Origin of the sequence: Bifidobacterium intestinale (assembly GCF_023656765.1) — a bacterium.
Lineage (GTDB): Bacteria > Actinomycetota > Actinomycetes > Actinomycetales > Bifidobacteriaceae > Bifidobacterium > Bifidobacterium hominis.
The window spans coordinates 35,356-48,527 of record NZ_JAMOKR010000001.1; the positions used below are offsets into that span (position 1 = coordinate 35,356).

At 51.0% G+C, this 13,172-nt stretch carries 5 protein-coding genes; 1 reads left to right on the forward strand and 4 read right to left on the reverse strand.

Translation table 11 applies throughout. The features are described from left to right. Positions 1-44 precede the first annotated feature (44 nt). From NBH13_RS00175 to NBH13_RS00190, 4 genes are read right to left on the reverse strand one after another with little or no spacing between them, the layout of a single operon-like run. Positions 45-5,282: a DEAD/DEAH box helicase family protein gene (locus NBH13_RS00175; RefSeq protein WP_250778465.1), complete on the reverse strand. Its 5,238-nt coding sequence runs from the start codon at positions 5,280-5,282 to the stop codon at positions 45-47. Then, entirely contained in the window at positions 5,267-6,268 is a 1,002-nt protein-coding gene (druD, locus tag NBH13_RS00180; protein WP_250778467.1) for a Druantia-type antiviral defence protein DruD, read from the reverse strand. Before druD ends, NBH13_RS00175 begins: the two co-directional genes overlap by 16 nt. After that, on the reverse strand, positions 6,258-8,381 hold the full coding sequence (locus tag NBH13_RS00185; RefSeq protein WP_250778468.1) for a hypothetical protein: 2,124 nt from the start codon (positions 8,379-8,381) through the stop codon (positions 6,258-6,260). Before NBH13_RS00185 ends, druD begins: the two co-directional genes overlap by 11 nt. Before the next feature lie 2 nt (positions 8,382-8,383). Beyond that, the gene (locus tag NBH13_RS00190; protein ID WP_250778470.1) at positions 8,384-9,943 is read right to left on the reverse strand and encodes a hypothetical protein; all 1,560 of its coding nucleotides are present in this window, start codon (positions 9,941-9,943) and stop codon (positions 8,384-8,386) included. Between the two features lie 212 nt (positions 9,944-10,155). On the opposite strand from NBH13_RS00190, the gene NBH13_RS00195 reads away from it, so the two are divergent. Then, on the forward strand, positions 10,156-13,170 hold the full coding sequence (locus NBH13_RS00195) for a DEAD/DEAH box helicase (RefSeq protein WP_250778471.1): 3,015 nt from the start codon (positions 10,156-10,158) through the stop codon (positions 13,168-13,170). The last annotated feature ends 2 nt before the right edge of the window (positions 13,171-13,172 follow it).

Genomic DNA, 13,172 nt, shown 5'->3' on the forward strand with positions numbered 1-13,172 from the left:
TGCGATGCAACCTTCACAAGAAGGACGTTTACCGATTGAAGGAATCAAAACAACGTGGAATCGCCTGATCGTTCTTTGATGAGTGTTTCGACAATTCCTGGAACGTTGTGCTTCAACTCGTACTGCCAATATTCATTTACTGCTGACGCGGATACTTTGGGTTTCATATCCGGAAGGCAAGTGAGAGTAGTCTCTTTGCCATCCAGCATGAAAGTCATCTTGTCGCTTTTGAATGAACATACCGCCCTTACGTCATCCTGGATCACTTCTGCAAGCGAAGCAAAGGCATCCCGTGCATCACCATCAGACACGTGATTTCTCACAGTCCCATTCATCGCATAGTCAAGCAAATCAAGTGCTGCGTGACGATCGAGCTGATTGTGGAATTGCTTGTTATAGTAATGCTTCAGACAGGAGAAGCATGCATCTTCGCAATCGCAACTGGTGAGTATGCCTCTAGTCTTGCCGAAGAGTTTCTCGAGATTATGCCCTTTGGAAAGGGCGGACGAGTATCCGGCTCCACTGGAGAGAGAATCGAAAAGAAACACGTCTGCGAACGCGGATTCACCACTTCCATCAAGACGTGAGCGGCTGCCGACGCATAATTCATTGAAATCGATGTCCAACAGGTCGACGGCGGCGAGACGCATCGCTTCGGCAAGTGATACGCGAGCCCGTTTCAGCCATCTATTCGCTTGACCGACACTCACCTCGCTCGGGTCTAAGCGGAGGGCGAATATGATCATATCCGTATTGAACACGTCTCCGATATATATTCCGCTGTCAAAGTCATGCGTGCAGTCAGGCTGCCGGTTCTGCGGAGTCTTAGTATAAGGCGCCTTGATACGCTTAGCTATACCTGCTGAATCCGTTGTCGGGAAAGCGGCTCCGCACCGGGAACAAATCGTGAATCCCTCGCTATTCGGCCCTTTATTAATGACCATAAGGGAGCAGTCATGCCTTTCGCTGTACTTGATATGAGCATAACCGGCATCCGTCATCTCTTCGGAAGGCGTTGCGGAATAGAAGGGTGGTTCCGCAAAGAATAGTTCGGAGCGCTCGCTTGCTGATGGGGAAGGCTTTCCGTCCTTTGGCGCGAATCCCCATGGTTTGAGGAATGGCTTGTGTTCAAGTCCGGGTTCTTTGCAGAATGGGCAGCGGTCAGGTTCTCTCAATTCTTTTTCGTATCCGAACCATCCACAGGTCGGGTTTGTGCAGAGAAGTACCTCGTTGTGATAGTCCTTATTATTGAAATATTTTCTTGCTGGTTCGAAAGATTCTCCCTGTTTTTTAGCGAATCTTGACGAATGCGAGTAGATCCCGCCAGAAATGTACCGTTTCTTATTCACAATGAGTTCCCGTCCTGGGGCGTATTCGCTGATGGCCATGTCGAGTGACCGTTCCGGACGTTGCTCGAGTGTTTTGGCATCGGATGAATCCTCGATATCGAATCCGGTGACGTTACGAGGGAAGGAATACGTTGGAAGTATGGCTGCTTCAAGGAGGCTGTCCAAAAGACTTTTGCAGGTTTTATTATCTGCGGACAGATAATTTTCTCTGTATTTCCCGAAATCTTCTTTAAGATTGTTCAATTCCACAGATAGGGCCCGACGGAATCCATCGGGATCCAGCTTCCAATTCTGTGGGATTATCTGTTGCTGGACGATGGTGCCGAAATCGTACGATTTGAGGAAGGAATTCCATTCCTTCCAATAGCTTTCGAAGAAATCCTCAATGGTGATGTTCTCCATTGAGAATCCATGTTCGGTGCTGAAATCGGTGAGCAGGATGGTCGCCAGATGCCGTCTGATTAGCTTCTCATTATCCACATCGATGTGTGGCTCTCTCAACTCTCCTCGAACAATATGATCCGGGTGTTCGAAGTAGTGGTTGTCGAATGGCCTGGCATCGACATATGTCACGATAGTGGATATCGAAGAGCCACGACGACCCGCGCGTCCCGCTCTTTGCTGGTAGTTCTCACGCATCGGTGGAATGTTGCGAAGCGCCACTGCGGTAAGGGATCCGATATCTATACCGACTTCCATCGTCGTCGTACAGGAGAGAACATCCACGGGCTCTTCGTTATCGGACGTATAAATATCTTGGAACCGCATCTCGTATTCCTCGGTGGTGGACCAGCTTTCGCTCTGACCATCCTTATGGGACAGCTGGGCTGTATGTTCCTCAGTGTTGATTCTTGCGCGTAGGGAATCGTCATCACCTTGGAGAATCTTGACTATTGGATCGCGCCAGAACGCAACGGAACTGAAATCCGCGAGTTCATGCATGTCGCCTTGCCGGCAATGAGGGCATTTGCCCCATAGATCATATGGTGCGTTTTTGCCGCAGCGACTGCATACTTTCCATTGGGTATTCGGTTCGATTCTCAATGTGAGGCGGTGCGGATTCAGATATTTGTATCGAATATCTTTCGCTGATGTCTCAAGGAAATGATTTAGTGCATTCGTGAGATGCGTCATTTCATCAGCATCGAAACGTTTTTTCAAGAACTCGTACAACGATCTCTTTCCCTGAGTCTGTCCTTTGAAAATATTGTCATGGTCTATGCCATATTCTCTGGAGAAAGGCATTGCCTTATCTCGTGTGGACCATTTGATATTTGAGTCCAAAGCGGCGTTGTGGATGAGCAGATATTCACTCCACGCGTAGAAAATAGCCTTGAACTCGTCTTCAGTAATTCCGCTCTTGTCAAGTTCCTCGCTAATGTCGAATATATCTTCATCAAAAGGATCTATCCATCCGATGGCCATGTCGCTGAGGGACCGATAATGGTCGCAGACTAGTGCCAAAAGAAGGCGCTGATACTCTTCCGGCACATTGCTGTCGCTGCTTCTTAGAATTCTCAGGAAACGGTGTGGATTGTCGAAACGTCTCTGGTCGCTTTTGATTTGATCCATTACGACTGTGCGATCATCTCCATAGAAGATGCGTGATTTATGTTCCGAAACGGTTTTCAGGAACATCGGGTAAATCGCACTGACCGTTGCCTCGTCTTCGTACTGCTGGTACAGGTCGTATGCCGCCCGGCACAACAGCTTGCGCATCAGGTCCTTATCGGAGGATTCGGTCAGGTCGAGCGCTATTCTGGCGGCGGCTTGTCTGCTATCGGAGAAGAGGATCACTTTCTTTCCGGCGTTCGGATTCCTTCGTAGCTTTTCCGGGTCACTTGAAGGCTCTTGCAACGAGAATTGTTCGGCGACGACATTGTAGAACGGTTCGTTGCCTTTGGTCGTGAAATCGCTGACTGAAAGACGGCCATTGCATTTCGGGCAGGTGGTGAACTGCATCCTTTTGCCATCCATGTTTTGGGGTTGGTCGAAAGAGAAGGCCACATGTGAGAAATGCGGTTGTCCGTGATGATCGTCACGGTATATCTTGCCGGATATCGTATTGAGCCATCCTGTTTTGACATCGTCAGGGCGGGAATCCTCCGCTATCGGCATGATGATGAGTTCTTTGATTTCACTGTTTCCGACAGGTTTTTCGTTCCAGAAGAAGAAGCCGTCTTCACTGGGGTTGGCATAACCTCTAAGGAACAAAGCGCCGCAGGTACGATCGGTGGCCAGCTCGTAGGTCTTCGCGCCGCAGAGGCAGCGCCCAGCCGATTTGTTGATGAACGCCTTGCCAAGCGGCAGATCATCTCTTTTCTCCACATGAGGACATCCAGGATCGGCACAGATCGTGAGCGACTGGATTCCTCTGATGAAGAGATGCATGCGCGTCGGCAAGAGCGGCCGTCCATCGTTCAAGGCCAATGCGGCGATGTTCAGCAGGATGTCGGTCGCGTTGGCGGCATCGGGCTCGTCGTTGAAGATCTCTTCCGCGATCTCGTCCAAAGTCATTGTTCTCTGGCGGAGAATCTCCTCCAACATTCCGAATTGCTCAATCTTCTGGAGCTCGTCTCCGGCCAGTTCTCGTATCGTTTGTTCATCCATGTCATTCGGAACAGGTCGTCCGATTCCCGACAAGAATCGTCGGAGACATGTCATCGACGTATCCGGCCCATCACTGGTTCCAGCGGCGGCTACAATGTCCTTCGCGGAAAGGACTCGGGGACCGCAGATGACTTTCTGCTCCCTGCCTGTGATGATGCGCAGTTTTGAAGCTGATCTGCCAGCCATGTCCTCGAAGAATCGTGCGACCGGCTCATGATCCTCGGGAATGGAAGCGGAAGTCAGTATGAACTGGAAACGATCCATCCCGACACCGAGCTTTGCAGCAAGGCGCTTCAGCAGCAGGGCGACCTCGCCTCCAGCAGCGCCTTTATACATATGCGCCTCATCGAGAACGAGCAGCATTCGCTCCTTCGGATTCCGTTCCAACCATTTCGCGGTATTCTTCCAGATACCGTTTTCCGTGGATCGTATAAGCATGTACTGCAGCATGGAGTAGTTGGTCACCAGAATGTCCGGCGTATGCCGTTGCATTTCAAAACGCATCAGCATCTCAGCATCCAGTGGACTCCATCCGTCCCTACCTTCCGCGATCACATCGGCATAGGCGAGAATATCCTGCTTTTCCGGGAAACGTCCCGTTTCTGACAGATGAAGCCTGTCCTCCTCACTGAGTTCACAAAAATCGCGCCGCAGTGTTTCGGCATATTCCTTGTCGCGTCGCTTGCTCCTTGCGTCACCTGCGTAAGGTGTCCTGCCGGTATACATGCCGAATTGGGGGCGTCGTACATCCCCGACGGCACTTTTCCATATGTCAAGGAAGCTTCCTTGCTTGTCGCCGACCATTTTGCGCAGACGGCCGACCTGGTCTGATACAAGAGCGTTCATCGGATACAGAATCAATGCTCTAACCGCCCGGCTTCCTTCCCACGACTGACGGTCGCCGGTCAATCCTATTGCCTCTCCCGCCATTTTGGATACGAGCGGCCACATGAAGCATTCCGTTTTTCCGGAACCGGTTCCCGTGGAGACCAGGACATCATAGCCGTTCCAGAATGATTCGAGGGATTCGATTTGGTGACTATAGGGTTTGGCGAACACGCCCTTGTCTTTCTCCGCCATAGTCTGGAGAAGGATTTTGATTCGTTCCGGAATCTTGGCATTGCCGATACCTCCTTCGGCAAGCTGATAGGCTTTCGCCGCCTCCAGATACGGTTTCTGGAACAGTGTTCCAGGGGCGGCGAGTGTTTCCTTGCATCTGGAAAGAAGCTCCCGTGTCTTGCCGAAGTATTCGGTCTCGATGTATTCGATGAGTCTATTCGAGATGGCTTTCTCGGCGTCGGCGATACTCAGTTGGACTGGCATGTTTTGCTGTTCCTTACTTTGATTCCGCAGGATTCAAGCATATCCGTGGCGGTTTTCAATAATTCGGTGCGGATGATTCGGAATACGCAATCATCGGGGGTTTTCTCAGGCCATGTCATGAAATCAAGCCATCTGGATGTTTCGGGCGGAAGTAGGCTGAAAGGCGCTTCAATCCTGTAATGGGCATCATCCAGTTTTTCCACGTCCGCCCAATAGGGATTGCCCACGATGTTCCTCAGATGCGTGTACAGCGACGGCCATCGATAGTCGTCGATGATTCTCGCTTCGATAGTGTCCTGATGGTTATGCAAAAGGAAGTATGTGTATTTATGGGCTTCCTGTCTCCTTCCAAGACCGATTCCATCCGGTAAAACGGGTTTCGGAATCCAACAGTCTCTGACGCTCTTTCGGGATGGGTCGGCGTATTCGTTGATTCCCTCGTCGGAGCAAGACGACCAGGCATAGTATTCTCGTGGCAGATTCCACCATTCCGGGTTACGTTTGATCTGTGGTTCAGCTTGGTCGCGTTTCGAGAGCATCATTCCCGAAATCGGCAGAGACGTGTCGTTGCCTGTCGTATCGTAAACGCCTAAGAGCGCCTTCAAGCCATTGTCGATTTGAATCGTATGGCGGGAGGAACATCTGTATGTTCCGCCGTTGTTCTCGGAGATGATGTCACCGACCATGATGAGTCTGTTGTAGAGGAGTTTGGAAAATGGCGTATAGTGCCGTTGGCTGTTAATCCATTGTCCTATGAACGGATATATGGATGAGATTCTGTCGAGCCAAAGGTTCAGTTTTCCTGAAATGATGCCGGGCTGGCATCCATCAGCCCCCATCCGTCCATCGTCCAGACAAAAGGCTTCGATCCAGAATCTTGAAGCGGAATAAACCGTTCTGATGCCGAACGATTTATCCGATTCATTTCGATATCGACTCATTCCAAGATCCGCGGCCATAATATTGAGCAAGTCGTCATGCTTCATTGGCTGCGTCCTTGTCGATTCTTCTGAGAAGCCGTTCGGCTCGATTCGTCTCATCTATGTTTTTGGCGAAGATCATCATTTCTCTCGGTCCGGCGAAGGCATAGACCAGAATGAGCAGATGATCGATTGTCCATTGCTGGAAATCGCTCATTCCTTTTCTTTTTTGCTGCTCATCTGTTTTGGCGCTGTTACGTCGAAATGCCTCGAGTATCTTGCATGGAAGCACGAGCGCGTTATTTGGCAGCGTGTCTTGAAGATTTTCGTCCAATGATTCCTTGTTCTTGGGCTTGAATTCGACCTGCTCAATATCGGACAAGTCTTTTGCTTTGTATTGGGCCAGCATCTCATCCGATGGATCCTGCATGAATCCATCGGTCGGTACATAGAAGATACGTTCCCATAATTCCGGCGCGAGGAGCTTGAGGTTTCCTCTCGCTCCGATGGGGAAGACGATGGTCTGATCGGTTCCCGATCGCACGAGGGAGAATAGAAGTCCTTCGTTCATGGTGTCGATGATATTGTCTATCACCAAGACTGTGCAGTCTACTTGATTTGCCTTCTCCAACACGGTGTCGGCGTTGGTCCAATCAATTGGCACTGCGACATGGTAAGCGGGTTTGCCGGATATCGTGAACGACAACGAATTGGCAATGCTGCAGCAGAATGATGAATCCATGGCAAGGAATCTGGTCGCTGCCATTGTTGCCAGTAATCCGTCTGATAATTTTTCCGTGCTGATTTCCCCGATTGCGTATATACCGGAATCCTCGAGATTGTCGATGAGCGTGCCGCCCGCTTCTACTCCCGGTTCTGCTTTCTTTGATGCGCCAGACAAAGGGCAGGGGAGGGGAATCGAACCGATTGGGCTGTCGGTGGCCGTTGGCATGTTCCGAACGACACTTCGTAGCCCGATTTTCAGAGCAACGTTTTTTTCCAGTTCTTTCAGAACCTCGTCCTCATTTCGACGCGTCATCTTTATCTGTTGGTCGAGTTGGGAAAGCTCCTCAACAGACTTCGAATGTTTGGCTTCGTCGTCAGCTTCTCGTTGTTTTAGCGAAGAAAGCATAATGTTCTTTTCGCGTATACGATTCTCGATTTGCTGGAGGGTCTTGTTCTTTTCCTCGATTTCCTGGTCCTTGCTTGTAAGAACAACTTCAAGACATTTACGATGGAAGCTTTCGTCTGCCGCTAATACGTGGATGATGATCCGATTCATCAAATCATCATCAGCATGTATCAGCCTTTGTACTACGCGCGAGTAGAGCTGTTCATCGTGCTCATTGAGAGGTCTTCCTGCATAGGTTTCCAGTGTGGTTGGTGAGCTGATGGTCTCCTTGAACAACGCTGCGATTCTTTGACGCTCGTCTTTGGAATAATTGAAGCCGGATTGGTCGCAATACCATTTCAGATAGTCGTCAGCATAATCCTCAAAAGGCCTGATGGGTATGGTGCCTTTGGAATCCGGAAGAGTGGCTTTTGAATAAAGCATCCGTGCGGTCTTTTCTCCGAACTGTCTAGGCAGTACCAGCACGTCGTCTTCATTGATGATGAAGCAGGGTGCCGTCACTTTTCCGTCATGCATGTATTTGCGCAGCTTCGCTCTTCCATTCTGGAATTCAAATTTGCTGCTCTGGAGCATAGTCGCTTCCAGCATGTTTTTCTTGTGGCGCTTGTATACGAGGAGAATACGCTCTGCTGGTCTGCCTTGGTATTCGAATCCGACAGAAAGCATCTCAGAAAGCGCGGCGTTGTTGTCTGTCAGATAGACCACCTCGATGAGGCCACGCGGATTGGTGTCATAGGACGAATTATGGAAATCAAAAGGATCAATTACAGTCGGTCTGTCTGGTTTTGAGGGGTTAGGCCTCCACCTCAGGCGTACGAAATCGCTGCTGAAACGTTCACTATTGCTAGTGATGCTCATCGAATACAGCGTTGCTGGGTCATCCGGATCGTTCTTATCGATCCAACGACCGGGATCCAGCCACAGGAAAGGGATATCCTGCGCTTGGGAATCATAGTCGGCAAGACGGAGATAATTGTTGACTGTGCCGTCATGGTTGTATCGAACCATGCAGATTGATTCTCTTATGTACTCTTGTCCCCATGCCATTTTTATTCCCCTCTCCTTGCTTGGATTAGTATTTTGTTTTTTGATGCGCTATTTTCCCTGGTTGTGATGCCGGCACGTCTCATTGCAATTGACATGCCGTGACTTACTTCTCGCAGTCGTGACTTCGAATCAAGCCCAGTGACGGGGCAGGACGCTGACTTCACTGTCATATCGGCATTGTTTACGCATAGCAGGAAAGACCTTGGGAATGCCTTCCTTGCCGATGCAACCAGAACCAGATCCTTCCGCTTCGTAGGAAGCGTTTCCTCGCTTGTAAGAAGGCTCTCGGTCTGGACGTTCCCTGTCCTCGAACGTATTTCCACGTTCACAGGGAATGAGCAAGTCAGATTCGGCTTGTCATCTGATGCCAGGATCACCGACGTTTCGTCGCACTCCGATGCCGAAAATGCTGACAAATCGATTTGATCTTGGCTGATCATTCGCCATGTGTGGAATTCATCCGGTCGGGACACCAAAAAACCGGTGTCCAATTCATAAATTGGGCGTTCATGTTTGCCTGTTCCAATATATCCGAATGGAGATATGTAGTCGTCTCCCAGCGCATAGATTTCTGCGGGATGCGTGAGTTGAACGGTTCCATTATCCTTGTGGCTGCCGGTTCCCTCGGGTTCGTGATATATGACGGATGTGTTCTCGAACAATGGCTGATCGATTCCATTGGAGGTGAGAGATGGAGGCCAAAGCAAATCGACTGTTCTTTCCTTGTCGGTAAGACGGCAGCCGAAATGGGCGAACATATTCGCAGCGGTCTCTCTTTTGGAGGATGACGCGGCAACAGACACACGCCAAACAGTGAAACAGCTGTTTGCTGTAAGGACTCCGACTTTTTTCGCCGTATCGAAGGATGTGGCAACCGATTTGGACAGTTTCGGCTCCCTTGAATCGATTACAAGATAATAACGTCGTCCCACATACACGTCATTTCCACGTCGGATTCGGATTCCGATATGGTTGGCATGATTTGGCGGAGCGCTGTCATAGTCACTGGTGAATACCATGCCGGATCTGCAATCTTCGGCTTCTCCTATTCTTCTGCGTATGGATTCAGGAGCCATTACCGTTATCTCATTGCTTAGTTCCAGCGTTGGAAGTTTCCGAATGGGAATCCTCAAAGACTCAGCTGCCATCTGCCATAACGGGTATGTTCGCCCATTGACTGACATGTAAGCCTCTGTGGTCTTTTTGAGATCGCTGCGCAGTCTTTTTCCGATTCCATACAGTCCCGTCTTCAGCACGTACCGTTTTGTGGATTCGCCTTCGAGATCAAGGAAGATGGGAACGACAGGATTCCTCATGAGGAGGTTTCCGGATCCGTTACTGCTGACATACTCATCACAGAATTTGGCCAGTTCATCATTTCGGTGATGCTTGAAATAAGTTGTGACTTTCGTGGAATCCAATGCGGCGAGATCAACTGGACGACCACAGTAAGGGCACTTGAAACGGGCGCCATGAGTGACGCGCTTTCTCCCCTTACTGCTGAGATCATGCGCGAAGACAGTTATCTCTCTGCCATCTTTTAATGTCTTCGCCCGATCCATCGTTTAATCTCCTGTGGTTGATGATGAACGCTGAATGGTCATGTCCTCACTGACCTTTTCATTGTAGGAACGGGTGGAAAGATTTTGTCAGATTTCTAAAGGGTGTGTTTCCGGAATTGGACGAAAAGAATGAGGAAAAGCAGAGGGTTTCCACCCCTAATGGCATACAATATATGCGAAAACATTGGGATTAAGAGCATATGGGGGAGCACATGGCGATGAAGCATGGCGCGCATTCGGAACGAGAATTGCTCTCTCCGGGCATGAGGGTTCTGGTTCGCGGCCAGGAATGGCTCGTGGATAAGGTCGAGCCGAACAGCCTCGGGAATCACGCCGTCTCGTGCACCGGCATCTCCGCTCTGGTGCGGGATATGACGGCCACGTTCCTTGATGATTTGGACACGATCACGCCTGTCGATCCAGTGAAGACGCGTTTTATTCCCGACACCTCGGCAAGGGCCGCAAAATCGCACTTGTTTATCGAGAGTCTGCTGCGCGCCACAGCGCCGACTGATGCGAGGATTCATGTCGGCAACAAGGCCGCCATGGACTCCCTGCCGTACCAGCTCGTTCCGGCGAAGAAGGCGCTCGCCCAACCGCGCCAGCGAATCCTCATCGCCGATGCCGTCGGTCTTGGCAAGACCTTGGAGGCAGGCATCCTGATGTCGGAGCTCATCAAGCGCCGCAAAGGCCGCCGCATTCTCGTGGTAACGGCGAAAAGCATGATGGTTCAGTTCCAGAAGGAGATGTGGGAGCGATTCACCATTCCACTGATCAGCTTGGATTCCTCACGTATCCAGCAGATTCGTTCCGAGATTCCCGCGAACGCCAACCCGTTCTCCTACTACGACAAGGTGATCATCTCCATTGATACGTTGAAGAGGGACATCCAATATGGCGCGGCACTCGATGCCTCGTATTGGGACATCATCGTGATCGACGAGGCTCAGAATGTCGCCGACCGTGCCGCCAACGGTCGCAGCGCACAGCGCGCCAAGCTCGCCAAACGCCTTGCTTCCCGTTCCGATACGTTGATTATGCTGTCCGCCACGCCTCATGACGGCCGTGCCCGTAGTTTCGCTTCGTTGATGAACATGCTCGACCCAACCACTCTGCCCGATCCGGAACAGTACGACAAGCAGGATGTCGAACACCTGTACGTCCGCCGTTTCAAGAAGGACGTGATGGCCGAAGTATCGGGCAGCTTCCCGGAGCGCAAGGTGACGCAGGAGAAATGCATGGCCACCGCGGCCGAGGAAGAGGCGTTCGATTATCTGACCGATATGAAACTCGTCATGGATATGCATCAGAAGAGAAGCAATTCCTTCTTGTTCAAGACGATGCTTGAGAAGAGTCTGTTTTCATCGCCGGCAGCGTGCATTAAGACCATCGACGAGCGAGTGAAGCGGCTTGCCAAAAAAGATGCGTCCGATCAGACCGGAGACATCGACAGGCTTGAAGGGCTCAAGGCCGCTTTGGAGGAAATCGGTCCGATGCAGTTTTCCCGATACCAGAGACTGCTACAGCTTCTGCGCAGTGCCGATTACGGTTGGCATAACGGCGAAGATGCCGATGACCGTATCGTGATCTTCACGGAACGCATCGAGACGAAGAACTATCTTAAGGAGCGTTTGCGGCAGGATCTCAAACTGCCGAAGAAGGCTATCGTCTCCATGGATGGCGGCATGAGCGATGTGGAGCAGCAGAAAATCGTCGAGGATTTCGGTACGAAGTCCTCGCCTGTACGCATTCTTGTGGCCTCCGACGTGGCCTCTGAAGGTCTGAACCTGCACTATCTGAGCCACAGACTCATCCATTTCGACACTCCATGGTCGTTGATGGTGTTCCAGCAGCGTAACGGACGCATCGACCGTTATGGGCAGCGCAAACAGCCTGATATTCGTTTCATGATGATTAACTCGCGTAATGCAAAGATTCAAGGTGACACGCATATCCTCGAGATTCTGCAGCAGAAGGAAGACCAGGCGCGTAAGGATATCGGCGATCCGTCCTTGCTCATGGGCAAATTCGACGTCGATCAGGAGGAAGATTTCACCCGCGAAGCGATTGAATCCGGCGAATCAGCGGAGAATTTCGCGGCCAGACTTTGTATTCCCGATGAGGACATCGATCATTCGGACGAACGTTCCGGAGACGTTGAGACTGTGGCGGATGACGATGTTTTCGATCCATTGAGTTTTTTCAACCTCACTACGCTGGATGGTTCCGATACTACGAGCACTGAGGAAAACGAGTCCGCAGGGGAGAGCGTGACTGGGAACGCCGACGATGGCGGCATAGTCGATTCCTCTACGCTGATGTCGGATTACGAGTATGTGGATGAGGGGCTCTCCTGCGAGGAGTTCCGGCAGTCGGCTGGTCTTAAATCGAAACGTCAGTTGCGTGATGCTCATGGATTCGCGGTGGAGTTCCAAGGGGATAGCCCGTTGCACGCGTGGCTGCGCAGACGTGTGCCGAACACGCAGGTGTTGCGAGGCAACATCGCTGAATGGAGTGATGACGCGAAATACTGCGAAGACCAAGCCAACGGTCTGCTGGCCCGTATCAACGACGAGTCATGGAGTCGGGTCCAATACCTGTGGGAATTGAATCCAATCACGGAATGGGTCGGGTTGAAGGCTTCCTCACTGCTGTACCAACGTGACGAGGCCCCGATTATTGGCGTGACCAACGGAAACCTGCATGCGGATGAGACGATTATGCTGATGAACGGCATGGTCGCCAACAGGCATGCATCCCCGGTGATCGATGAATGGTTCGGTGTACGGTATCTCGATGGCGAATGCATGGGCATACTGCCACTTGAGGAAGTGTGGCGTATCACCGGATATCGTGGGAACTTGATTCCGGGAACCACTGAACGTCGTTATGTGAATCGAGAGGATTCCGCGGCCAGCTCCGAACAGATAGATGCGGCACAACTGCTGTTGGAGGATGCGGTATCGCGCGGCAAGAGCATGCTCAGCGATTGCGGTGAACAATATCGTGCGCAGGCAGATGAAGAAGTGACTCAGCAAATGGACCGCATCGAGCATTGGTCCCATACACGCAAGGCACTGTTGCAATCCCAAGGCAAAAACACCAAGGAAAACACAAAACAGGTTGATCGGATGCTCGAACAATATGCCGACTGGGTTCAGGACACATTGGACGCTTCCGGTGAGCCGGTGATCCGCATTGCGGCCGCATTCGTAGGTAAGGAATAGAG

Coding starts and splice junctions, on each gene's coding strand:
- NBH13_RS00175 (WP_250778465.1), bottom strand. CDS start 5,282: ATGCCAGTCCAACTGAGTATCGCCGACGCCGAGAAAGCCATCTCGAAT.
- druD (WP_250778467.1), bottom strand. CDS start 6,268: ATGAAGCATGACGACTTGCTCAATATTATGGCCGCGGATCTTGGAATG.
- NBH13_RS00185 (WP_250778468.1), bottom strand. CDS start 8,381: ATGGCATGGGGACAAGAGTACATAAGAGAATCAATCTGCATGGTTCGA.
- NBH13_RS00190 (WP_250778470.1), bottom strand. CDS start 9,943: ATGGATCGGGCGAAGACATTAAAAGATGGCAGAGAGATAACTGTCTTC.
- NBH13_RS00195 (WP_250778471.1), top strand. CDS start 10,156: ATGGCGATGAAGCATGGCGCGCATTCGGAACGAGAATTGCTCTCTCCG.